22 protein-coding genes are annotated in these 22,833 nt (G+C 49.8%); 16 read left to right on the top strand and 6 right to left on the bottom strand.

The genetic code is table 11. From position 1 onward, the window contains the following. Window positions 1–269: 269 nt before the first annotated feature. Both EH243_RS09315 and ppa read left to right on the top strand, forming a co-directional pair. A complete protein-coding gene (locus EH243_RS09315; RefSeq protein ID WP_126158388.1) occupies window positions 270–1,241 on the top strand; it encodes a class 1 fructose-bisphosphatase in 972 nt (323 codons plus the stop codon). Between the two features lie 111 nt (window positions 1,242–1,352). Next, window positions 1,353–1,886 carry an inorganic diphosphatase gene (gene ppa, locus EH243_RS09310; protein WP_126158387.1) on the top strand — a complete coding sequence of 178 codons (534 nt, stop codon included), beginning with the start codon at window positions 1,353–1,355 and terminating at the stop codon, window positions 1,884–1,886. A 114-nt stretch (window positions 1,887–2,000) separates the two neighbouring features. Here the strand turns inward: ppa and EH243_RS09305 are convergent, their stop codons facing one another. Continuing rightward, a complete protein-coding gene (locus EH243_RS09305; protein WP_126158386.1) occupies window positions 2,001–2,918 on the bottom strand; it encodes a DUF808 domain-containing protein in 918 nt (305 codons plus the stop codon). Window positions 2,919–2,999: 81 nt separating this feature from the next. Between EH243_RS09305 and EH243_RS09300 the strand changes: the two genes are divergently transcribed. The 4 genes from EH243_RS09300 (at window position 3,000) to EH243_RS09285 (ending at window position 6,186) form a co-directional block, all read left to right on the top strand. Continuing rightward, complete coding sequence (locus EH243_RS09300; RefSeq protein WP_126158385.1) at window positions 3,000–3,335, top strand: DUF2956 domain-containing protein; 336 nt, start codon at window positions 3,000–3,002, stop codon at window positions 3,333–3,335. Between the two features lie 190 nt (window positions 3,336–3,525). Beyond that, window positions 3,526–4,371: an AAA family ATPase gene (locus tag EH243_RS09295; RefSeq protein ID WP_126158384.1), complete on the top strand. Its 846-nt coding sequence runs from the start codon at window positions 3,526–3,528 to the stop codon at window positions 4,369–4,371. Window positions 4,372–4,389: 18 nt separating this feature from the next. Next, window positions 4,390–5,565, top strand: a complete 1,176-nt coding sequence (locus EH243_RS09290; RefSeq protein ID WP_126158383.1) for a vWA domain-containing protein — start codon at window positions 4,390–4,392, stop codon at window positions 5,563–5,565. 177 nt (window positions 5,566–5,742) lie between these two features. After that, window positions 5,743–6,186: a hypothetical protein gene (locus EH243_RS09285; protein ID WP_126158382.1), complete on the top strand. Its 444-nt coding sequence runs from the start codon at window positions 5,743–5,745 to the stop codon at window positions 6,184–6,186. A gap of 346 nt (window positions 6,187–6,532) precedes the next feature. On the opposite strand, the gene EH243_RS09280 is transcribed toward EH243_RS09285, so the two are convergent. The 5 genes from EH243_RS09280 to EH243_RS09260 form a co-directional block, all read right to left on the bottom strand. Next, the gene (locus tag EH243_RS09280; RefSeq protein WP_126158381.1) at window positions 6,533–7,384 is read right to left on the bottom strand and encodes a 3-hydroxybutyryl-CoA dehydrogenase; all 852 of its coding nucleotides are present in this window, start codon (window positions 7,382–7,384) and stop codon (window positions 6,533–6,535) included. A gap of 179 nt (window positions 7,385–7,563) precedes the next feature. Then, on the bottom strand, window positions 7,564–8,874 hold the full coding sequence (locus EH243_RS09275) for a uracil-xanthine permease family protein (protein ID WP_126158380.1): 1,311 nt from the start codon (window positions 8,872–8,874) through the stop codon (window positions 7,564–7,566). Between the two features lie 11 nt (window positions 8,875–8,885). Beyond that, window positions 8,886–9,512, bottom strand: a complete 627-nt coding sequence (gene upp, locus EH243_RS09270; RefSeq protein WP_126158379.1) for a uracil phosphoribosyltransferase — start codon at window positions 9,510–9,512, stop codon at window positions 8,886–8,888. 258 nt (window positions 9,513–9,770) lie between these two features. Beyond that, entirely contained in the window at window positions 9,771–10,535 is a 765-nt protein-coding gene (locus EH243_RS09265; protein ID WP_126158378.1) for a ParA family protein, read from the bottom strand. Window positions 10,536–10,600: 65 nt separating this feature from the next. Next, window positions 10,601–11,644 (bottom strand): DUF2333 family protein, encoded by a 1,044-nt coding sequence (locus EH243_RS09260; protein ID WP_126158377.1) that lies wholly within the window; start codon window positions 11,642–11,644, stop codon window positions 10,601–10,603. 375 nt (window positions 11,645–12,019) lie between these two features. Here EH243_RS09260 and aroQ point away from each other — a divergent pair, with 375 nt between their 5' ends. The 10 genes from aroQ to EH243_RS09210 all read left to right on the top strand — a co-directional run bounded on the left by aroQ (window position 12,020) and on the right by EH243_RS09210 (window position 22,765). After that, window positions 12,020–12,463 carry a type II 3-dehydroquinate dehydratase gene (gene aroQ, locus EH243_RS09255; protein WP_126158376.1) on the top strand — a complete coding sequence of 148 codons (444 nt, stop codon included), beginning with the start codon at window positions 12,020–12,022 and terminating at the stop codon, window positions 12,461–12,463. Between the two features lie 29 nt (window positions 12,464–12,492). Next, window positions 12,493–12,936 carry an acetyl-CoA carboxylase biotin carboxyl carrier protein gene (accB, locus tag EH243_RS09250; RefSeq protein WP_126158375.1) on the top strand — a complete coding sequence of 148 codons (444 nt, stop codon included), beginning with the start codon at window positions 12,493–12,495 and terminating at the stop codon, window positions 12,934–12,936. A 25-nt stretch (window positions 12,937–12,961) separates the two neighbouring features. After that, window positions 12,962–14,305: an acetyl-CoA carboxylase biotin carboxylase subunit gene (gene accC / locus EH243_RS09245; RefSeq protein ID WP_126158374.1), complete on the top strand. Its 1,344-nt coding sequence runs from the start codon at window positions 12,962–12,964 to the stop codon at window positions 14,303–14,305. A gap of 105 nt (window positions 14,306–14,410) precedes the next feature. Beyond that, window positions 14,411–15,304 (top strand): 50S ribosomal protein L11 methyltransferase, encoded by an 894-nt coding sequence (gene prmA, locus EH243_RS09240; protein WP_126158373.1) that lies wholly within the window; start codon window positions 14,411–14,413, stop codon window positions 15,302–15,304. A 9-nt stretch (window positions 15,305–15,313) separates the two neighbouring features. Beyond that, window positions 15,314–16,666: a zinc-ribbon and DUF3426 domain-containing protein gene (locus tag EH243_RS09235; RefSeq protein ID WP_126158372.1), complete on the top strand. Its 1,353-nt coding sequence runs from the start codon at window positions 15,314–15,316 to the stop codon at window positions 16,664–16,666. Between the two features lie 228 nt (window positions 16,667–16,894). Further along, window positions 16,895–17,899 carry a tRNA dihydrouridine synthase DusB gene (gene dusB / locus EH243_RS09230; RefSeq protein WP_241235034.1) on the top strand — a complete coding sequence of 335 codons (1,005 nt, stop codon included), beginning with the start codon at window positions 16,895–16,897 and terminating at the stop codon, window positions 17,897–17,899. Window positions 17,900–17,929: 30 nt separating this feature from the next. Continuing rightward, window positions 17,930–18,214, top strand: a complete 285-nt coding sequence (gene fis / locus EH243_RS09225) for a DNA-binding transcriptional regulator Fis (RefSeq protein ID WP_241235033.1) — start codon at window positions 17,930–17,932, stop codon at window positions 18,212–18,214. A 37-nt stretch (window positions 18,215–18,251) separates the two neighbouring features. Then, window positions 18,252–19,835, top strand: a complete 1,584-nt coding sequence (gene purH, locus EH243_RS09220; RefSeq protein ID WP_126158369.1) for a bifunctional phosphoribosylaminoimidazolecarboxamide formyltransferase/IMP cyclohydrolase — start codon at window positions 18,252–18,254, stop codon at window positions 19,833–19,835. 73 nt (window positions 19,836–19,908) lie between these two features. Then, on the top strand, window positions 19,909–21,192 hold the full coding sequence (gene purD / locus EH243_RS09215; protein WP_126158368.1) for a phosphoribosylamine--glycine ligase: 1,284 nt from the start codon (window positions 19,909–19,911) through the stop codon (window positions 21,190–21,192). Between the two features lie 166 nt (window positions 21,193–21,358). After that, complete coding sequence (locus tag EH243_RS09210; RefSeq protein ID WP_164549084.1) at window positions 21,359–22,765, top strand: L,D-transpeptidase Cds6 family protein; 1,407 nt, start codon at window positions 21,359–21,361, stop codon at window positions 22,763–22,765. The last annotated feature ends 68 nt before the right edge of the window (window positions 22,766–22,833 follow it).

Raw genomic sequence — 22,833 nt, 5'->3', positions numbered from 1 at the left:
GGTTCTCCAGATCCGCGTTTACTCTAAAATAATGTCTGCATGATAACAGCTAAGCCGGCTTGATTATGCTCTTTTTCACCACAGACCTTTTTGCTGCCACCGCCTCACTGCACGCCCCCGCACAAAGAAAATCACAAAAAAAAATCACAATTAACACAATTGTCGCTTTTTTGCGTTAATTCCCCTCTCAGACGGTGTAATTAACGATTAATTCAGCGTAAAATCAGGACAACTTTTAACCCCCTCAATCCCACAGGTTTTTTAGCCACATGCGACTGTTGAATCAGTACCTCAAGCATCACAACACTCCCGATGATCTTATTGACCTAATTGACAGCCTAATGCTGTCCTGTAAAGAGATCGCCATTAAACTACGCGAAGGTGCTCTGGCAGGGGTTTTAGGCACCTCTGAAGGCATTAATGTTCAGGGTGAAACCCAGAAAAAACTGGATATTATCTCTAACGATATTCTTAAAGCGGTGTTGCTCGATAATCCAACGGTTGCTGGTATTGCCTCAGAAGAGGAAGACTATCCGGTACCGGGCAATCCCGATGGTAAATACTTAGTTACCTTCGACCCGCTAGATGGTTCATCTAACATCGATGTCAACGTTTCAGTCGGTACTATCTTTTCCATTTTGGAAAGACCAAAACATCTCGATGGCGGTACCGAAGCAGCCTTTATGCAGAGTGGTCGTAATCAGATCGCTTCCGGCTATGTGCTTTACGGTCCTTGTGCGGTACTGGTACTCACCACGGGCCAAGGGGTTAATATGTTCACCCTGAGTCACGGTGGAGACTTCATTCTCACCGAAGAGAATGTCAAAATTCCTGAACACACCCAGGAGTTTGGTATCAATATGTCGAACCAGCGTTTCTGGGAACCAGAAATGAAGAACTATGTCTCCGATCTACTTCAAGGTGAAGAAGGTCCATTGGGCAAACGCTACAATATGCGCTGGGTTGCTTCCATGGTTGCCGAAGTACACCGCATCCTGACCCGCGGCGGCATCTTTCTCTACCCATGGGATAACCGCGATCCAAGCAAGCCCGGTAAGTTACGTCTGATGTATGAAGGTAACCCAATGAGCTACCTCATCGAACAAGCTGGCGGCTTAAGCACAACTTGCTACGGGCATATCATGGATGTTCAGCCAGAAAAAATTCATCAGCGCGTTTCCGTCGGCCTAGGTTCTAAAGCTGAAGTCGAAACCATGATGCAATATCACGCTAAGGACTAACTGAATTTTCAGTTTATGATCTTTAAGTCGTATTCAACTTAATATCAAGGGCTGTATATAATGCAGCCCTGAATTTTAAAAAGATTTAACACTTACACAGGAAGGCGACACATGAGCTTTGAAAAAGTCCCTGCTGGCAATGATCTGCCAAACGACATCAACGTCATCATCGAGATTCCCGCGGATAGCGATCCAGTAAAATACGAGATCGACAAAGATTCTGATGCAATCTTCGTTGACCGTTTCATGGCCGCACCTATGTTCTACCCAGCCAACTACGGTTACATCAACAACACCTTGGCTGATGATGGCGATGCTCTGGACGTACTGGTGGTAACACCTTACCCAGTGGTACCGGGTTCTGTCATTCGCTGTCGTCCCGTTGGCGTTCTGAACATGACCGACGAAGCCGGTGAAGATGCTAAGCTCGTTGCCGTACCTCACGACAAACTGAGCAAAGCCTACAAAGACGTGCAAGACGTCAACGACCTGCCCGACATTCTGCTGGCCCGTATCAAGCATTTCTTCGAGAACTACAAAGGTCTGGAAGAAGGCAAATGGGTTAAAGTTGAAGGCTGGGAAGGCGTTGATGCTGCTAAAGCCGCGATCATCGAAGCACAAAAAGCTTACGAAGCCGCTAAGTAATTAGCTGCCCGAAACAAAAAAGGCCGATGCATTATGCATCGGCCTTTTTTTATCACTAATGGTTGATCACCACTCCCAAAGCTAGCTACCCAAGCAGACCTGACAGAATCAAACCTAGGCTTTAACGAACAACTTTTTACCTAACCCGATCACCACAAAAACAACACCACCGGCGACCACGCCGATCAACGCTTCGAGCAAAACAGGCAACAGCATCACAACAATCGCGCCTAAGCCTTCTGTCAGATGCTGGATAAAGTGATGCAGAAACGGCAAACCATGTACCAAAATGCCTCCGCCCACCATAAACATGGCGATCGTACCTAACACCGACAGCGCCTTCATCAGCATCGGGGCGGCTTTAAGAATGCCATGCCCAATGGTTTTAGTCAGATCCGCAGCCCCAGGCTTACGCACCATATACAGCCCTAGATCATCGAGTTTCACGATACCTGCCACCAAACCATAAACACCGATAGTGACCAATAACGAGATACCCACCAACACGCCCAACTGCGTCACCAGTGAAGCACCCGCGACCGTACCTAGCGTTAACACAATAATCTCGGCAGAGAGTATAAAGTCGGTGCGCACCGCGCCTTTGATCTTCTCTTTTTCAAAGGCAACCAAATCGACGGCACTATCCTCTAGCGCGTGCTTTAACTCCGCTTGGTGGGCGGCCTTCTCTTCCGGCGAATGAAAAAAAGTATGAAACACTTTTTCAAAGCCCTCAAAGCAGAGAAACAACCCGCCAATCATCAACAGAGGCACGATTAACCAAGGGATAAAGTAACTGATCGCCAAGGCTGCTGGCACCAGAATCGCCTTATTCAGCAACGACCCCTTTGCCACGGCCCAGACCACCGGAAGCTCGCGCTCGGCCTTCACACCCGAGACTTGCTCGGCATTCAACGCTAGATCATCCCCTAGCACCCCTGCCGTTTTACGGGCAGCCACTTTGGTCATGCCTGCCACGTCATCCAATAGAGAGGCGATATCGTCAATTAATGCCAGAAGGTTTGAAGCGGCCATATAGGTATCCTTAATCGTTGTTAACAAACATTATCATCCGTTATCGTGAGATAATACAGCTCAAATATTAGGGGGGGGACTATGGCCAAGAAACAAAAAGTATCTGAACAGGTGGTAACCGAAGCGTTACAGGTGGCTAAAGCGACTCAGCGCCCAGGGCAAACCAAAGAACAAACCAAGCTCATTGCGCAAGGTATCCAAAAAGGCATCGAAGAATACAAAAAGCGCCACAAAGAGAGAGCCCGCGAACTAGACAAGCAGAAACGCAAACTACAACAGGCACAACAACCTAATAACCAACAGAGCGGCATCGCAGCAGAAACCGAGATTGTTTACCAACAAAGCAAGCTAAGCTGGGGCTTATTGATTCTCAGCTGGATCGGCTTTGCCGCTTATATTGTCTTTGCGAATTCATAATAAACATGGGTCGTCGTTACTAGCACTAAGAACCCTATTCGTAACAGCCATGGCCCCTATCTGCCACATAAATACAGCGGTCATAAAGCACGGCAATTGTCCTAAATAGTCAATCACGGCCCATATCCTGATACTCTTTTTCTGCTAAGATAATTCTCTTTGGTAACAGTTTTCTCAGAGGTTAAGTCAGATGAAATTTGAAGGTACAGAGCGCTATGTTGCAACAGATGATCTGCGGATGGCCGTCAATGCTGCCGCCACATTGCAACGCCCCCTACTGATCAAAGGCGAGCCTGGCACCGGCAAAACCATGCTAGCGGAAGAGGTCGCTGAGGCCTTCGGTAAAAAGCTACTTCGCTGGCATATTAAATCGACCACCAAGGCTCAGCAGGGACTGTATGAATACGATGCAGTCTCCCGCCTCAGGGACTCCCAGCTTGGCGATGACCGAGTGCATGATATCAGCAACTACATCCGCAAAGGGATGCTCTGGGAAGCGTTTGATGCTGACGAACAGGTCGTTCTATTGATTGATGAAATCGATAAAGCCGATATCGAATTCCCCAATGATCTACTGGTCGAACTCGACAAGATGGAGTTCAGCGTTTACGAAACCGGTGAAACCGTGGTCGCGAAACATCGCCCCCTGATTATTATCACCAGTAACAACGAAAAAGAACTGCCCGATGCTTTTCTTCGCCGCTGCTTTTTCCATTACATCAACTTCCCTAATGCGGACACCATGAAGCAGATCGTGGATGTGCATTTTCCCCATATTCAAAAAGAACTCGTCAACGAAGCACTGGAAGTGTTCTTTCAAGTACGGGAGATCAACGGCCTCAAGAAGAAGCCCTCTACCTCCGAGCTTATCGACTGGTTGAAACTACTACTGGCCGACAATATTTCACTGGAGCTACTGCAGAGCCGCGACCCTAGCCAAGCGATTCCACCGCTCTATGGCGCCCTGCTGAAAAATGAGCAAGATGTACATATGCTTCAGCGTCTGGCGTTTATGGCCCGCCGAGAAAACCGCTAAGCCTGCAGGGAGTGATCTATGTTAGTCGATTTTTTCTACACCCTGCGCAAAGCTCAGGTGCCGGTTTCCATCCATGAGCTGCTCGCCCTACTGGAAGCGCTCGATAACCACCTAGCCTTCGCCGACTGGGATGATTTCTATCTGCTGGCCCGTACCTGCATGGTAAAGGATGAGAAATATTTCGACCGCTTTGATCTCGCCTTTGGCCACTATTTTAAGGGGTTAGCCGAGCTACCCGATCCCTTTGATAACCTGATCCCCGAAGACTGGCTGGACGCCGACTTTATCCGTAACCTCAGCGACGAAGATAAAGCCGAAATCGAAAAACTCGGCGGCCTCGACAAGCTGATGGAAACCCTCGCCAAACGCTTTGAAGAACAACAGGAACGACACGCCGGTGGTAACAAATGGATCGGCACCGGCGGCACATCTCCCTTCGGTCATAGCGGCTATAATCCCGAAGGTGTGAGAATCGGTGGCGAAAGCAAACATAAGCAGGCGGTCAAAGTCTGGGAAAAACGACAGTTCCGCGACCTCGATGACAACGTCGAACTCGGCACCCGTAATCTTAAAGTCGCGCTACGTAAACTGCGCAAGTTTGCCCGTACCGGCTCCGCGGATGAACTCGATTTAGACGATACCATCCGCTCCACGGCCAATAACGCCGGCTACCTCGATCTAAAAATGGTGCCGGAACGGCATAACGCCGCCAAGGTGCTGATATTTTTTGATGTGGGCGGCTCTATGGACCCCTATATCCAGCAGTGCGAGCAACTCTTTTCAGCCGCGCGCACCGAGTTTAAACATCTGGAATATTTCTACTTTCACAACTGTGTCTATGAACGGGTGTGGAAAGACAATAAACGGCGCTGGCACGAACATATCGACACCTTCGATCTGCTGCATACCTATGGCCGTGATTATCGGGTGATCTTTGTAGGAGATGCGGCGATGGCCCCCTATGAGGTCACCGAACGCTTCGGCAGTGTCGAACACCGCAATCCCGAAGCGGGAGAGGTCTGGCTACGACGTATTATGGATACCTGGGATAAAGCGATCTGGCTTAACCCCAATCACCAACGTTACTGGGATTACACCGCCAGCACCCAGATGATCAAAAACATATTGGATCAAAAAATGTTTCCTCTAACGCTGGAAGGGTTAGAAAATGGCATCCGTTATCTATCGAAATAGCATCCGCATCACCATGTATTGCCATAATCAAAGCGGCTCGTCTGCCGCTAAGCCAACTGTCTTTGCCGTCACCGAGCGGGTATGCTGATTATCTTATCCACAGGCTAATCAACCGCGCGTCAGCGTATCGCGGACAGCAGAAGCGACATTCATTGATCAAAAATGGGGTTATTTACTTTGAAACGCATCATACCGACGTTCGCTTTAACACTGATGACTAGCCTTTGTTTCATACTGCCGATCACGGCACATGCGCAAGCGCTCGAAACCTGCTTCGTCGATTCACTAACGGGTAAAGAACGGAAAGCACTGGTGAAATGGATGTTTTTCTCATTGTCGACCCATCCAGAACTCAAAGCGTATAGTCAGGTTTCAGCCGAGGATCTGCAAGCATCTAAAAAAGAGTTTGGCTCACTCATTACCCGCCTCATGGTAGAGGACTGCTACAACGAATCTAAAGCAGCGCTACGCACCGATCCTCAAGCGATGCAGAAAGCCATCGCACGTATCGTCAAACTCCCCATCAATGATTTAGTTTCAAATACCGAGGTCAGAGCAACCATATCGGATTCAGCCAAACTCATCGATAAGGCAAAGATCAAGCAGGCTTTTGCGCCATAACGTCGTAGACGTGCTGGTGAGCTTGCGAACCGCATCATTGCCTATACGAAAAACCGGTGCGATTCATGCTTCATCGGCACCCTACACAAACCCAACACGTATCAACGAGCGATCTGTAGGATGCCGGTGAGCTTGCGAACCGCATCATCGCCTATACGAAAAGCAGGTGCGATTCATACTCCATCAGCACCCTACAAAAAACCAACACGTCTCAACGAGCGATCTGTAGGATGCCGGTGAGCTTTGCGAACCGCATCATCATCTAGACAAAAACCGGTGCGATTCATGCTTCATCGGCACCCTACACAAATCCAACACCTCTCAACGAATCACCCGACATAACAACTCAGTCGTAGGTATAAAACCCGCGGCCGCTCTTACGCCCCATATAACCGGCATCAACCATCTGCACCAGCAGTGGACAAGGACGATATTTGGAATCTTTGAAGTTATCATAGAGCACATTCATAATGCTCAAGCAGGTGTCCAAACCGATCAGATCCGCCAGTGCCAACGGCCCCATTGGGTGGCTCATCCCCAGCTTCATGACGGTATCGATCTCTTCTGCCGAGGCGAGATTCTCATAACGGCAGAATACCGCTTCATTGATCATCGGCATCAGAATACGGTTAGAAACAAAGCCCGGCGCATCTTTAACGTCCACCGGCACTTTACTCATCTCCAGTGACAACTGCTGTACCGCATCAAACACCGCATCCTCGGTTTGTAGCGCGCGGATAATCTCCACCAACTGCATCATCGGTACCGGATTCATAAAGTGCATTCCGATCACTTTACCAGGGCGAGAAGTTACCGCCGCCAATCGAGTAATCGAGATCGATGAGGTATTGGTCGCTAAGATCGTCTCCGGCTGGCACACTTCATCCAGTTTACGGAAGATGGTTTTCTTGATCTCTTCATCTTCACTGGCCGCTTCCACCACGATACCGGTTGACGCCATATCCGCCATATCAGTCGTTTGCGTGATCCGCGCCAATGCCTGATCCGCTTCATCCTGAGTCAGCTTTTCCTTCGTGACCATGCGCGCCAAGCTAGAACTGATCGCTTTAATGCCGCGCGCTAGAGCGGGTTCGTTCAGATCATACAAAACCACATCAAAACCAGAGCACGCTGCCACCTGAGCAATACCACCACCCATCTGACCAGCACCTACCACACCAAAACTGTTAATCTTCATATTCAGCCTATCCTCTTAAAATCAGCCCACAGTGTTCCATCATCGAGGCCGAATTTCAATCACAAAATGAGGGATTACCCTTATATCATTATTATTGACAAAAAAACCGACAGCCGCCGGTTTTTATCATCATCGTCAGAAACGCAGTCTCTCTACGCCACTAACAGCCGGTAAACGGCTTATTTTGTATGCTCAATCAGGTCATCAACCATTTCTTGCTCTTCATGCAGATCATCCGCCATCGGCTTATGCCCTGGCAAGAACAGGTTCAGCAGAATCGCCACCACGCCACATAAGCTCACGCCCTGCATGCTGAACTCACCTTGACCAACCACCATACCGCCAATACCAAACACCAAGGTAGTCGCCACAATCACCAGATTGCGCTGTTCTGCTAGGTCGACACGCGCTTTAATCAGCGTATTAAGACCTACCGCAGCGATCGAGCCAAACAACAGAATCAAAATACCGCCCATCACCGGTGAGGGAATGGTTTGCAGTAAGATGCCAAACTTAGCAACAAAGGCTAGTAAGATCGCAAACACCGCCGCCCATATCATAATCATCGGATTAAACGAGCGGGTCAGCATGACCGCACCGGTAACTTCAGAATAGGTGGTATTTGGTGGGCCACCAAACAGCGCCGCCGCCGAGGTTGCCAGTCCGTCGCCAAACAGCGTACGGTGCAAGCCGGGCTTCTTGATATAGTCTTTGCCGGTCACATGACCAATCGCCAACACATCACCCACATGCTCGACCGCTGGCGCAATGGCCACAGGAATCATAAACAGAATCGCCTGCCAATTAAGTTCCGGCAAAACAAACGCAGGCACGGCTAGAAACGCGGCATCTGCAACGATCTGATAATCCACCATACCGAAGAAGTTTGCCATCAGATAACCCACTATAACCCCTGCCATAATCGGCAATAAGCGGAAGATACCTTTACCTAAGGTCGCCACTAACAGGGTCGTTGCCAATGCAGACATAGACACGATCATCGAATCGATATAAGGAAACAGTTCGATACTGCCATCCCCCGCTTTACCCATCGCCATGTTTACCGCTACTGGCGCCAACCCTAAGCCAATCACCATAATGACGGGGCCGACCACGACCGGTGGTAGTAAACGATGCAAAAAGCCAACACCGCGAACTTTCACCGCTAGTGCCAACAACATATACACCAAGCCAGCGCAGAAAAGCGCCCCCATGGTGGCGGGCATGCCCCAAGTACTGGTGCTATAGATAATCGGCGCAATAAACGCAAAAGAAGATGCCAAAAACACCGGCACCTGACGCTTAGTGACAAACTGGAACAACAAGGTGCCTAAGCCAGCCGTAAAGAGTGCCACACTAGGGTCCATGCCGGTCAATAACGGCATTAATACTAGCGCCCCAAAAGCAACAAACAACATTTGTGAACCCGCCAGTACCGTACGCCAAAGCGCCTCGCTACCGTCTAGAGTCTCGTTTACCTTTCCAGTCATCAGATAGCCCTTTATTTAGTACCAAAAATTTTATCACCGGCATCGCCTAGGCCCGGAATAATATAACCCTGTTCATTCAGATGGCTATCCACCGCCGCAGCGTATAGTTCAACATCAGGATGAGCCTCATTCACCGCTTTAATACCTTCAGGCGCGGCCACTAACACCAGAGCTTTAATATCCTGACAGCCGGAGCTCTTTAGCATATCGATCGTAGCGTTCATCGAACCACCCGTTGCTAACATCGGGTCGATCACCAACGCCAACCGCTCTTCCATATCGCTGGTCAAACGCTCAAAGTAGGTAACCGGCTGCAATGTTTCTTCATCGCGGTATAAACCAACCACGCTGATTTTGGCACTCGGAATCAGATCCAGTACGCCATCCAACATACCGATACCGGCGCGCAAAATCGGCACAACCGTTACCTTTTTACCTTTAATCTGTTCGCCGGTCATCTCACCGCACCAGCCTTCAAACTGATAGACTTCGGTTTTCAGATCTTTGGTCGCTTCATAGGTCAACAGAGCCCCCACTTCGGCCGCCAACTGACGAAACGCTCGGGTACTGATGTCCGCAGCCCGCATCAGACTAATCTTATGTTTAACTAAAGGGTGGTTAATTTCGTGTATACGCATACTGAAGTCTCTTTTTAAAGCGACGGGAAACGAAAGCGTCAACCGATGGGCGCACCACCGTACTGAGCCTGAAAAGTTTAAAACATAATACCTTGAGCTAGACAGAATGTCTTAGATGGACGTCACAAAATAAGGACAGGGCTAATCAGCCAGCAGATTTCGCTCCGGAAGCGACAAAATGGCACCCGAATGCGGTGAATTTGCACCAAAAAGACGCACATAGGCGCCTAGTCAGTGCTCATAAAACAGTTGATCGTTTCAACCACTCAACTCGTCATGCAGTGCTAAATATTCCAGTGTGAGTTTGTGCTTCGGGGCAAAGTGAATAAGGGGAACACAGGCGTTGTGTGACTCTTTCATTTTGACCGATGAGGAGAGTTTTGCATTCAGTACCGGTAAGTTATCATCCTTTAGCATTTCAACGATGCTGATAGAGGCATTCGCCCGGGGCTGATACTGATTCACCACAATCCCTTCGATGATCAGTTTCTCGTTATGGTCCTGCTGCGTCTCCTGCACATTGTACATAAGGCTATACAGGGCCTGCCGAGAGAATTCATCGCAGTCAAAAGGAATCAAACAACTATCCGCCCCACAGAGCGCCGATAATGTATAAAAATTAAAGGCCGGCGGCGTGTCGATATAGATCGCATCATACTGATCTAGCTGCTGCAGCGCATCTCGCAACTTATAGATCTTGTGCTTCGCTTCCAACTTAGCATGCAGATCTCCCAGCGCTGGGCTTGACGGCAACAGATCCAGATTTTCATACAGCGTTCCATGAATAAACTCCGTAATCGCTTTAGGCCGCACCTGAAAACTTAGCATCTGCTCAAAAAAGTCTTTGATATCGCCAACCGTTTCATTCACCTGGTCGCCGAGCAGGTAGTGACTGGTATTACACTGCGAATCCAGATCAACCACCAGCGTCCGTTTGCCCTGACTCGCACTAATGGCGGCTAGGTTAGTGCTGATACTCGATTTACCGACGCCACCCTTCTGATTAAAAACCACTCGGATCATACGATTTCCCTTCCTATAACGCGGTATCACGCGAACAACTATTGCCAGCTTATCTCAAACAATCATTAACCCTGTTCTAGCAAGGTACGCAGATCAATAATCGCGGCGTTGGCGCGGGAGATATATGACGCCATCACCAATGAGTGATTGGCCAGCAAACCAAACTCACTACCATTCAAGATCATCGGCGTCCAAACAGTTCCCTGTGTCGCTTCGAGTTCACGAATAATCTGACGCAGACTGATCAAGGCGTTTTTCTTCTCCAACGCATCGGCAAAATCGACTTCAACCGCTTGCAGCAGATGAATTAGCGCCCAAGCAGTACCGCGTGCTTCATAGAACACATCATCAATCTCGAGGAAGCCCGTTTTAACTTCCCGGTCACCGGCATTATCGGTGGACTGACGCGCACTGGATTCGCCCGCCAAATCAGTATTCACTCGTTTCTGGCCAACACTGGCACTCAAACGCTGAGATAAGCTGCCTAAGCGAGTAGAAACATCCGCCAACCAACCCCGTAGGTTATCGGCACGGGAGTAAAACTGCGCATCCTGTTGCTGAGGGTCAGCTAAACGCACCTCATAAGCCCGCAGATGGTTCAGCGCGCGGGTGTACTCACTTTCACTGGAGGGCAACACCCAACTGTTACTATCAAAGTGCAGCAGTGGCTCAGCAGCTTTTAAATCCACATCTTCGGTGGATTGCGACTGTGAACGACTAAAATCTTTACGCATGGCCCGAGACATATCCCGTGCCTGTACCAAGACACCAAACTCCCAGTTTGGAATATTATCCAACCAGATGCCCGGTGGCAGACGGTCATTCGATAGATAACCTCCCTGCTTCTGCAACAAGGTATCGGTAATTTTAATCAGCGTTGAGACCGTCGCGGAACCGATAATTTTATGTTCTGTACCGTCAGCGGCCTGTACCGTTTTAGCTTGGATCTCAAAGGGTTCTGGCTCCTGGCTCCACCAGACACCCACACCGACACTCACCAACAAATACAAACCTAGAATCACCAACACTGGGCGAAAAAATCTCACCCGACCGACCGTGCCTGTTAGCTTATCCCAGCATGAGAACCACAACCGCTGTAACATATCCATGGTATTTCCTTTAACGTAAAAGCGCTTCTTTATTGCACCGCAATATGTCCGATTTGACAGACCGGGTCAATGCTCGGCGCGCTGTAATTAATTGATCATTATACTACACTGATTACAGAGGTATTTATTCAAGCATTGAAACAAGTCACCGCTAACCGATGACTTATGAACACAAGATGAACAGAAACGACATTATCAGGGTCATCAAATAGCCGAACTCAAAGCTGATATTGATCAGAAACCAAGCACAACGTCGGCAAAACTGATGATAAAACACAATAAGTAGTAAACCGGTTTACACTGTTTAGCTTTTCCGGCAAACTACTCTCTTTTATATCCATCGGACGTAATTATACGTCGTTATAGGCTTTATTAATGGCTAAGATACTGCTCCTCAACGGCCCTAACCTGAATCTGCTCGGCACACGCGAGCCTGAGGTTTATGGCGCTGCGACATTGCAGGACATTAACCAACGCCTTACCACCCTTGCTCAGCAAGCGGGTCACCAGATTGAGTGCCTGCAAAGTAACGCCGAGCATGTACTGATTGAACGGATCCACCAGGCCCGTGTCGAACAGGTGGATTTTATACTGATTAACCCAGCGGCATTTACTCATACGAGTGTTGCCTTGCGTGATGCACTGTTAGGTGTGGCGATCCCTTTTATAGAGATCCATATCTCCAACGTGCATGCCCGCGAATCATTTCGTCATCACTCCTATCTTTCCGATGTGGCAGTGGGCGTTATCTGCGGTCTGGGCGTCCAAGGTTATGAATTTGCATTACAATCCGCCATCAGCCGGGTTGAAAAACTTTAACATCTGAATTGATAGAGAATTTCATTAGTATGGATATTCGCAAAGTAAAAAAACTGATTGAACTGTTGGAAGAATCCAACATCAACGAGATCGAAATCAAAGAAGGCGAAGAGTCTGTACGTATCAGCCGTGGTGCTGCTGTTGTCGCAGCCCCTGCTCCTATCGCTGCAGCGCCTGCACCGGTTGCTGCGCCTGTCGCCGCACCAGTAGCGCCCGTTGCTGCTGCTCCTGCCTACAATGGTCAGGCGGTTCTGTCTCCGATGGTTGGTACGTTCTACCGCTCCCCATCACCTAGCTCACCGTCATTCGTTGAAGTCGGTCAGACCGTGAAAGAGGGTGACCCTATCTGCATCGTTGAAGCAATGAAGATGATGAACCAGATCGAAGCAGACAGATCCGGTGTTGTCGAAGCTATCATGGTAGAAGACGGCCAACCGGTTGAGTTTGATCAACCACTGGTAATCATCGTTTAAGCTATCCACCAGACAGGTTCTCGACATGCTAGAAAAAGTTGTTATTGCCAACCGCGGAGAGATCGCCCTGCGTATCCTCCGGGCCTGTAAAGAACTCGGCATCAAAACGGTTGCGATCCACTCCACTGCGGATCGTGATTTGATGCATGTTCGTCTCGCAGATGAAGCCGTATGTATCGGACCACCCTCATCGGCACAAAGCTACCTAAATATTCCCGCCATCATTGCGGCCGCCGAAGTAACCGACGCGATGGGCATCCACCCAGGCTACGGTTTCTTAGCTGAAAACGCCGACTTTGCCGAACGTGTTGAGCAAAGTGGTTTTGCCTTTATCGGCCCTAAAGCGGAAACCATCCGCATCATGGGCGATAAAGTAGCGGCTATCGAAGCGATGCAAAAAGCCGGCGTACCGACCGTACCGGGCTCTGACGGCGAACTGCCTGAAGATGGCGACAAAGTCATCGAGATTGCCCGTCGCATCGGCTACCCCGTGATTATCAAAGCGGCCGCCGGTGGCGGTGGACGCGGTATGCGGGTCGTGCATAGCGAAGCGAGCTTGCTAAACGCGGTATACGTTACTAAGGCGGAAGCAAAATCCTCTTTCGGCGACGAAACCGTATACATGGAGAAGTTCCTTGAGAACCCTCGCCATGTTGAAGTTCAGGTACTTTCTGACGGACAGGGTCATGCGATCCACCTGTATGACCGCGACTGCTCTATGCAACGTCGTCACCAGAAAGTCGTTGAAGAAGCGCCAGCGCCCGATATCGATCCTGCGGCCCGCGCCGAAGTATTGAAAAGCTGCGTCGATGCCTGCCTTGCGATCAACTATCGCGGTGCCGGCACCTTCGAATTCCTGTACGAGGATGGCCATTTCTACTTTATCGAAATGAACACCCGTGTTCAGGTTGAACACCCAGTTTCCGAGATGGTAACGGGTATCGATATCGTCAAAGAACAGTTACGCATCGCCTCTGGCATGCCACTGTCATTCAAACAGGAAGACGTGAAATTGCTCGGCCACTCTATCGAGTGCCGCATCAATGCCGAAGATCCTAAAACCTTTATGCCCTGCCCTGGTACTGTCAGTCATTTCCATGCACCAGGTGGTATCGGCGTTCGGGTTGATTCCCATCTGTATAACGGCTACACCGTTCCACCACATTATGACTCGCTCATTGCGAAGCTGATTACCTATGGTGAAGATCGGGCAACCGCATTACGCAGAATGGAAATAGCATTGGACGAAATGGTGATCGAGGGTATTCGTTGTAATATCCCGCTGCACCAGATCATCGTGCGCGATACTAACTTCGCGGAAGGCGGCGTTAATATCCATTATTTAGAGAAGAAACTGGGTCTAGACTGAGCTTAAAATCTCAACGATTCAGAGAAAAGCCTCCCAACGGAGGCTTTTTTTCGTTTGATCCTCTTGTTATAAAGAACAGATATCGAAGGTTATAAGGAAAACATCATGCCCTGGTTACAGATCAAACTGGACGTCCTACCAGACAACGCCGAACAGTATGAAGACCTACTGCTCGCGTCCGGCTGCGCCGCCGTCACCTTGCAGGACAAAGAAGATACGCCCATCTTTGAACCAGACCTCGGCACCACCCCCTTATGGAATAACACCGTACTGACAGGGCTCTTTTCCGCCGACCATGATCTGGAAGCGACCCAAGCCTTCTTAAAAGAGTCTCACCGGCAGCTTTTTCCAAACAACCCCTTCCCTCCGATGAAAACGGAGATCGTCGAAGATAAGGACTGGGAAAGAGAATGGATGGATAACTATCATCCCATGAAATTTGGCCAGCGACTCTGGGTTTGCCCCAGCTGGAAAGCCGCCCCCGAGCCGGACGCCGTCAACCTGCTGCTTGATCCCGGATTGGCTTTCGGCACCGGCACCCACCCAACCACCGCGCTCTGCCTTGAGTTTCTCGACTCCTTAACACTCGATGGCAAGCAGGTAGTCGATTACGGCTGCGGCTCCGGCATCCTAGGGATCGCCTCTCTACTGCTTGGCGCTGAACATGTCACCGCCGTGGATATTGATCCACAGGCACTGGATGCCAGCCTCGATAACCTACAACGCAACCACTTATCGAAAGATCGGTTACAGGTTTATTTCCCCGAAAAAGCCCCCCAAGATCAAGCAGACCTTGTCGTCGCTAACATTCTTGCGGGCCCCTTAGTTCAACTGGCTCCGACGCTCTCCGCGCTCTGCAAACCCGGTGGACAGCTAGTACTATCCGGCTTGCTGGCCGATCAGGAAGATGAACTGCGGGCCGCTTATAGCCAAGATTTTGAGCTTGACCCAGTGACCGAGCAAGAGGGTTGGATTCGCATTACCGGGCTAAAACGGTAACGCCATCTTATGACAAGCCACAACATCATCACCGAGTGCCCGGCCTGTACCACAAGGTTTCAGGTCACACCTGGGCAACTAAAAATTGCTCATGGCAAGGTGCGTTGTGGCGAATGTCTTGAAGTCTTTAATGCAGAGCTCTATCGCTGCGACGACCTCAGCGATCCTCTAGCAGACTTAGCGCCAGATCAACTAGATGATCCGGTGGGTCAACCAGAGATTGATACGCTCAATAATGCGTCCAACCTTGACGAATTCGCCCCTGACGAGTTTAGTCGCGATATTCTTTTTGACGACGACCCACTCACGGACGAGATTTTCAATGAAGAGGCCTTTATTGACGAACTCCTCAACGACGATACTTTCGATGATCGCCCTTTCAATGATGAGACTATTATTGAAAAGGCTCTTCTTGAAAAAGCCTTTATTGAAAGCGCTCTTATTGAAAGAAATGCCATTGATGAGACTCCCGCTGAAGAGACTCTCAACGATGACCCCTTGTTTGATCAGATCGATGTACCCAGCTTCGCGCAGCCGAACACCGTCTTCGATAAGCGTTACCCTAGCCCCGACGCCAAGCCTATCCATCCAGAACCTCTATCACCGGATGATATCCTCTGGGGCATAGAGGCAGAACAGCTCAAGCCGACTCACCACGCGCCGATAGATGAATTAGAGCAGCCCGTCAGCGAGATACTGAAAACCGTTCAATCGATACCCACGGTTGCCTCACATACTGCTCAATCGACTAACCCAGCACCCTTTGCCACTCTGCCAACAGAAACAGAAAGCAAACAAACTCCCGTTAAGCCCGCTCCCTTGACCGCTTTTCGTGCTGAGCCAATTTTTATCAGCCGCCAAGAAAAATCAGCAACGCAACATGGCTGGACAGCATTATCACTGATCGCACTGCTACTGCTCGGCGGGCAATACCTCTGGTTTAACCGTCAGCAACTCAGCCAATACCCAGAGCTCTCGCCGGCCTATCAATATGCTTGCCAATTCCTACCCTGCGAGTTCGACACCCCGATCATGCTCGATCAGATCATCACTCGCCAACTCGTTGTCCGGCAGCATCCTGATTACCAAGGTGTGTTAATGGTAAACCTATTACTGGAAAATCAGGCGAAAGCGGCGCAACCCTATCCCGCTATTCGGTTAGCATTCTCCGACCGGCTCGGACAAACGATCAGCCAGAGTGTGTTTCAGCCACGTGATTATCTGCATTCAACCCAGTCCGCTATCATGCCATCCAAACGCCCGGCACAAATTGAATTCGCCCTGCTTGACCCGGGTCGACGAGCGACGAGCTATGAAGCAACGTTGCAAAAACCGATCAAGCAGAACAGTCCGCTCAATTAACCACAATCGCTCTGTGTTCGCCTAAAAATCAGCACTCCCACTGACTGTCCCACCTCTTTCTGATCATTATGTAACACATTTTGCAACAACAATATGATCAAAAAACCATCAAAAAACCCTTGGCCCTCCCCTTGTGAAAGAGTATGATTGTCCGCCTTCCAAACAGCGGTTCCGGGGTTATCTTTTTGATAATCACAGGCAGCTATTTCTCTAAATTCGGGGTTGGCCATGTTTCAAATCGGACAGCACACCATTGACAGCCAGGTTATCTTGGCACCGATGGCCGGTGTAACCGACCTGCCATTTCGCCGGTTGTGTAAACAACTGGGTGCGGGCATGGTGGTTTCCGAAATGGTCACCTCTGATACACGGCTATGGAACAGTCGAAAATCCAGCTACCGTTTACAAAAAGACACGGATAACAGCCTAAATGTTGTCCAGATTGCCGGCGGTGACCCACAGATGATGGCTGAAGCAGCCAGAGCCAATGCAGCTAATGGTGCTCATATCATCGACATCAACATGGGTTGCCCAGCAAAGAAAGTCTGTAATAAGGCAGCAGGATCCGCCCTATTAAAAGATGAACAGCTGGTTAGAGAGATTCTTCAAGCAACCGTCGCGGCCGTCGATCTACCGGTAACACTCAAGATCCGTACCGGTTGGGATCAGCAAAGCCGTAATGGTGAAACCATTGCACGGATCGCTGAAGACGCTGGCATTCAAGCACTCGCTGTCCATGGTCGGACACGGGCCTGTGGCTATAAGGGCGAAGCTGAGTATGAGACGATTGCCCGCATTCGCCAGACAATCGACATCCCTCTGTTTGCCAACGGGGATATCAACAGCCCGTTAAAAGCACAACAGGTGCTTGAATACACCGGCGCTGATGCCGTGATGCTGGGGCGGACAGCTCAGGGAAATCCATGGATTTTCCGTGAGATAAGCCATTACTTGAAGACCGGCAAAATGCTACCCTCCCCGACCGCCGTTGAGGTCAGGGATACGCTATTGGAACACCTGTCTGCTCTGTACCGCTTTTATGGCGACTATGCTGGCATACGCATTGCCCGTAAACATGTCGGCTGGTATCTCAAAAACAGTCAGCACACAGAGCAGCAAAGTAACTCAGAACGTTTCAGAAAAGAGTTTAATCAAATAGAAGAAACCGAACTTCAGCAAGACGCTATCCGGTCATTTTTCATCGTGCCGAGTAAAGCAGACGCTGCTGCCTGAGTAACGGTTCAATTTTTTAGGTTAATGCAAGTGGATAACAAAACATTGAATACACAAGTAACACATATAGAAAACATCGATGTGCAGGAACGCACTTTGCGAGATAGCGTACAGGTATCTATGCATAACTACTTTCGCCAGCTGGATGGGCAGCCTGTCACCGACGTGTATCAAATGGTACTGGCTGAGATTGAAGCCCCTTTGTTTGAAGCCGTGATGACCTACACCCGGGACAACCAAACCAAAGCCTCTGAGCTGTTAGGTTTGAACCGTGGCACGCTACGCAAAAAACTGAAGCAGTACGGCTTACTGTAAACGAATATTCTTTAACCTTAACTCAGAAGACAAAACCATGGCAGAGCAGAAAATCACTCCGGTACGTCGCGCACTGATCAGCGTGTCTGATAAATCAGGTATCGTTGAATTCGCCCAGGCACTTAGCCAGCGCGGTGTTGAGATCCTTTCCACTGGCGGCACATACAAGCTGCTGAAAGAAAACGACATTCCGGCTATTGAAGTATCTGACTATACCGGTTTCCCAGAAATGATGGATGGCCGCGTTAAAACCCTACACCCCAAAGTACACGGCGGTATTCTGGGACGTCGCGGTATCGACGATGCGATCATGAATGAACACGGTATTACCCCGATCGATATGGTCGTGGTGAACCTCTATCCATTCGAACAAACCATCGCCCGACCTGACTGCGATCTACCACTGGCTATCGAAAACATCGATATCGGTGGACCCACCATGGTTCGCTCTGCCGCTAAAAACCATAAAGATGTTGCGATCGTTGTCACCGCTGACAGCTATGACCGCATCATCGCTGAGCTAGACGCCAACCAGGGGCTAACGCACCCAACCCGTTTCGATCTAGCCGTTCAGGCGTTTGAACACACCGCCGCTTATGATGGCATGATTGCTAACTACCTCGGCGCGATCACCGACGGTAGCGTTGAGGAACCCGCTGACTTCCCCCGCACCTTTAACACTCAGTTTGTTAAAGCCCAGGAGATGCGTTACGGCGAGAATCCACATCAGAAAGCCGCGTTCTATGTTGAAGCAAATCCAGCTGAAGCCAGTGTGTCGACTGCTAGCCAATTACAGGGTAAAGCACTGTCATTCAACAATGTGGCCGATACCGACTCTGCACTAGAATGCGTTAAACCATTCAAAGAACCTGCCTGCGTTATCGTGAAACACGCTAACCCTTGCGGTGTAGCGATTGGCGAGAACCTGCTGGAAGCTTACAACAAAGCCTACCAAACAGATCCAACCTCGGCCTTTGGCGGCATTATCGCCTTTAACCGCGAATTGGACGCGGCAACTGCTAAAGCGATCGTTGATCGTCAGTTTGTTGAAGTCATTATTGCCCCATCAGTCACCCAAGAAGCATCCGACATCGTTGCTGCCAAGCCCAATGTTCGCCTGCTAGCGTGCGGCGAGTGGTCGACTGAACGCACTAAACGTTTCGATTACAAACGCGTTAACGGCGGCTTATTGGTTCAGGACCAAGACCTCGGGATGGTCGATGTGAGCGAACTGAAAGTGGTGACCACACTGCAACCGACTGAACAGGAGATTCGTGATCTGCTATTCTGCTGGGAAGTGGCTAAGTTCGTTAAATCAAATGCCATTGTTTATGCCAAAGAGGGTCAAACCATCGGTATAGGCGCAGGACAGATGAGCCGTGTTTACAGCGCTCGAATCGCTGGTATTAAAGCGGCGGATGAAGGACTGGAAGTGAAAGGATCTGTGATGGCATCCGATGCCTTCTTCCCCTTCCGTGACGGAATCGATTCTGCCGCAGCAGCCGGCATCAAAGCCGTCATTCAACCGGGCGGTTCGATGCGCGATCAAGAAGTCATTGATGCGGCTAACGAGCACGGTATGGCGATGGTCTTCACCGGCATGCGTCACTTCCGCCACTAAAGACAATACAGCTAAAAGAGCCAGTTTATCTGGCTCTTTTGTTATGGGACGATTTCAGAATTAAGGTAGAGATATGAACGTATTAGTTATTGGCTCCGGCGGTCGCGAACACGCACTAGCATGGCATGCAGCTAAAGACAGTAAAGTGAATAAAGTATTTGTTGCACCGGGTAACGCCGGTACAGCACTCGAGCCTAAGTTAGAAAACGTTGCTATCGATGTGATGGATCAGGATGCACTGGTTGCATTCGCGAAAGACAACCCCGTCGCGCTGACCATTGTCGGCCCTGAAGCACCACTGGTTGAAGGTATTGTCGATCGCTTCAGCAGCGAAGGTCTACGCTGTTTCGGCCCTTCAAAAGGCGCTGCTCAGCTTGAAGGATCAAAAGCCTTCACCAAAGATTTCCTTGAACGCCAGCAGATCCCAACCGCTGACTATCAAAATTTTACTGAAATAGAGCCAGCCTTGGCCTATCTACGTGAAAAAGGTGCGCCGATCGTTGTCAAAGCCGATGGCTTAGCCGCTGGTAAAGGTGTGATTGTCGCTATGACCCTACAGGAAGCGGAAGATGCCGTGCAGGATATGCTGGCAGGCAACGCTTTCGGCGAAGCGGGACACCGCGTCGTCATCGAAGAGTTCTTAGATGGCGAAGAAGCGAGCTTTATCGTCATGGTCGATGGCACTAATGTACTGCCAATGGCCACCAGCCAAGATCACAAACGAGCCGGCAACGGTGATACCGGCCTGAATACCGGAGGCATGGGGGCATACTCTCCCGCTCCGGTTGTAACGCCTGAGATCGATCAGCGCATTATGGCTGAAGTTATCCTGCCAACGGTTAAAGGCATGGCTGACGAGGGTAATACCTATGTTGGTTTCCTTTACGCTGGTCTGATGATCATGGCTGACGGCACACCAAAAGTGATTGAGTACAACTGCCGCTTTGGTGATCCAGAAACCCAGCCCATTATGCTACGTCTAAAATCCAGTATCGTCGAACTGTGCGATGCAGCATTAGATGGCAAGCTGGATCAAACCAGCGCCGATTGGGATACTCGCTGCGCCGTAGGCGTTGTCTTAGCCGCTGGCGGCTACCCGGGCGATTATACCAAAGGCGACGTCATCAGCCTGCCAGAGAGTACTGAAGAGGGTTCTAAAGTATTCCATGCTGGCACAGCGATGAAAGATGGTCAGGTCGTTACCAACGGTGGCCGAGTACTTTGCGCAACCGCACTGGGCAACAGCGTCACGGAAGCACAGCAACGCGCTTACGAGCTGGTTAAGCAGATCGATTGGAACGGTGTTTACTATCGTGATGATATCGCTTACCGAGCGATTGCTCGCGAACAGCTATAATCGATAGACTAATAGATTAGAGCAGTCATCCCTGGCTGCTTTAATCTCCGCCACATTGCCCTCACGGGCTTCCCCCTCGCTTTTTTCCAGTTATAATCATGGCCAGATACAACCCATAATAATGCCTGATGATGCCTGAATGGACCTCCTAATGATAAAGAACGGTATGAGATCAACACGTTCAGCGAAAAATTGTAAACTCACCCTTGCGTTAGCAATCAGTGTTTTGACGGGGTCTGCGTCCCTCAGCGCCGCCGACCAACAGGACAGCTACTGCCAAAGCGCCGGCTCTAAAAATGCTTATAACTGTTCACAGTCTCAAGCATTTCAGGCCGCTCAGGATGATATACAAGCTAAGCTAAATGAACTCAACCGCTGGATGGCCGATGAAGAACAGGCACAAACCCTTATCGCGGTAAAAAAAGATCAGCCTGAATCCGACAAACTCCGTGAAAAAATAGCCTTTAACGCTAAGTTATTGGCCACCGAGTTAAAGCAAGCTAAAAAACTGCAAAACAGCGGCGACGTCGAAGGCGCTTTCACCCAGGTCAATGACTACCTAGTGTCGAATCCAAAAGACCCTAATGGCTGGCTGTTGTACGGCATCTCGTTGATCAACCAAAATAAGCTCAATGAAGCAGCCGATATTTTCAGCAAACTCAGCCATCTCTACCCGGACTCACCAGAGCCTTACAACAACCTTGCGGTGGTTTATGCCCGTCAAGGCGATAATGACAAGGCCGTCGAGGTACTATTGCAGGCCTTTGAAACCAACCCGAGTTACGCACAGGTGCAAACAAACCTGAAGGCGGTTTACTCCGCTTTAGCGACCCAAGCTTACAATCGAGCACTCAATCTAGACAGCAGCAAGCAACCGGCTCGTGCTAATCTAGGCATTCTAGACCAGATATATCAGCCGACTTCATCACAAACCTTTATCGCATCGACCACACCTCAAGTTATCGCACAAACGACACCGCAGCCGGCCACTAAAACCGCGCCAAAAGCCGTTGTCCAAAGCCAACCCAGCGTTAACCAACAACCTCCCGCTAAGCTGGTGATTGAAGAGCGAGATGAATCGGCAGGTACCGTCCCCACGATAGCAACAACCGTCGTCACGCCACCCGCTGACGTCGTCGCAACAGAACCCGCAGTCACTCCTGTCAGCCAAACAGCTACGGAGGCCAGCACCACACTGAAAAACAAAGCCGGTGAAATGCTAAGCGAATCCGTGCGAACCGACATTCAACAAACGATTAACGGCTGGGCAACTGCCTGGGCGGCCAAAGATGTTAAGGCCTATCTACGCTTTTACACGGACACCTATACCCCGAACCCCGGTCGAGTTACTCACAAACAGTGGGTCTGGGGACGGCAGCAACGTTTAGGTAAACCCGCCTTTATCAAGGTTGATATCACCGATATATCCCTAGCAGAAGCGGGCAACGGTAAGGTTCGCTCGGTATTCCGACAAAAATATCAGTCCGACACCTATCAGGATGAAGTTTATAAAACCCTCACCCTGATTCAGGAAAACGGCCAGTGGAAAATTCTTAACGAAACTACGCTGTAACCCCTAGTTTCAGATATAAAAAAACCGCCATTGGCGGTTTTTTTTATTAATCATTTAATACGAATCTA

This window comes from Amphritea opalescens (genome assembly GCF_003957515.1).
GTDB lineage: Bacteria > Pseudomonadota > Gammaproteobacteria > Pseudomonadales > Balneatricaceae > Amphritea > Amphritea opalescens.
The sequence above is the reverse complement of the archived record's forward strand: the minus strand, read 5'-3'. Positions and strand labels throughout refer to the sequence as shown.

What these genes read in the sequence shown, in the direction of transcription:
- EH243_RS09290 (WP_126158383.1), top strand. Translation starts at nt 4,390, where the DNA reads ATGTTAGTCGATTTTTTCTACACCCTGCGCAAAGCTCAGGTGCCGGTT.
- EH243_RS09265 (WP_126158378.1), bottom strand. Translation starts at nt 10,535, where the DNA reads ATGATCCGAGTGGTTTTTAATCAGAAGGGTGGCGTCGGTAAATCGAGT.
- EH243_RS09315 (WP_126158388.1), top strand. Translation starts at nt 270, where the DNA reads ATGCGACTGTTGAATCAGTACCTCAAGCATCACAACACTCCCGATGAT.
- accC (WP_126158374.1), top strand. Translation starts at nt 12,962, where the DNA reads ATGCTAGAAAAAGTTGTTATTGCCAACCGCGGAGAGATCGCCCTGCGT.
- purD (WP_126158368.1), top strand. Translation starts at nt 19,909, where the DNA reads ATGAACGTATTAGTTATTGGCTCCGGCGGTCGCGAACACGCACTAGCA.
- accB (WP_126158375.1), top strand. Translation starts at nt 12,493, where the DNA reads ATGGATATTCGCAAAGTAAAAAAACTGATTGAACTGTTGGAAGAATCC.
- EH243_RS09300 (WP_126158385.1), top strand. Translation starts at nt 3,000, where the DNA reads ATGGCCAAGAAACAAAAAGTATCTGAACAGGTGGTAACCGAAGCGTTA.
- EH243_RS09295 (WP_126158384.1), top strand. Translation starts at nt 3,526, where the DNA reads ATGAAATTTGAAGGTACAGAGCGCTATGTTGCAACAGATGATCTGCGG.
- upp (WP_126158379.1), bottom strand. Translation starts at nt 9,512, where the DNA reads ATGCGTATACACGAAATTAACCACCCTTTAGTTAAACATAAGATTAGT.
- EH243_RS09260 (WP_126158377.1), bottom strand. Translation starts at nt 11,644, where the DNA reads ATGGATATGTTACAGCGGTTGTGGTTCTCATGCTGGGATAAGCTAACA.
- EH243_RS09235 (WP_126158372.1), top strand. Translation starts at nt 15,314, where the DNA reads ATGACAAGCCACAACATCATCACCGAGTGCCCGGCCTGTACCACAAGG.
- prmA (WP_126158373.1), top strand. Translation starts at nt 14,411, where the DNA reads ATGCCCTGGTTACAGATCAAACTGGACGTCCTACCAGACAACGCCGAA.
- EH243_RS09280 (WP_126158381.1), bottom strand. Translation starts at nt 7,384, where the DNA reads ATGAAGATTAACAGTTTTGGTGTGGTAGGTGCTGGTCAGATGGGTGGT.
- EH243_RS09305 (WP_126158386.1), bottom strand. Translation starts at nt 2,918, where the DNA reads ATGGCCGCTTCAAACCTTCTGGCATTAATTGACGATATCGCCTCTCTA.
- ppa (WP_126158387.1), top strand. Translation starts at nt 1,353, where the DNA reads ATGAGCTTTGAAAAAGTCCCTGCTGGCAATGATCTGCCAAACGACATC.
- purH (WP_126158369.1), top strand. Translation starts at nt 18,252, where the DNA reads ATGGCAGAGCAGAAAATCACTCCGGTACGTCGCGCACTGATCAGCGTG.
- EH243_RS09275 (WP_126158380.1), bottom strand. Translation starts at nt 8,874, where the DNA reads ATGACTGGAAAGGTAAACGAGACTCTAGACGGTAGCGAGGCGCTTTGG.
- dusB (WP_241235034.1), top strand. Translation starts at nt 16,895, where the DNA reads ATGTTTCAAATCGGACAGCACACCATTGACAGCCAGGTTATCTTGGCA.
- EH243_RS09210 (WP_164549084.1), top strand. Translation starts at nt 21,359, where the DNA reads ATGAGATCAACACGTTCAGCGAAAAATTGTAAACTCACCCTTGCGTTA.
- aroQ (WP_126158376.1), top strand. Translation starts at nt 12,020, where the DNA reads ATGGCTAAGATACTGCTCCTCAACGGCCCTAACCTGAATCTGCTCGGC.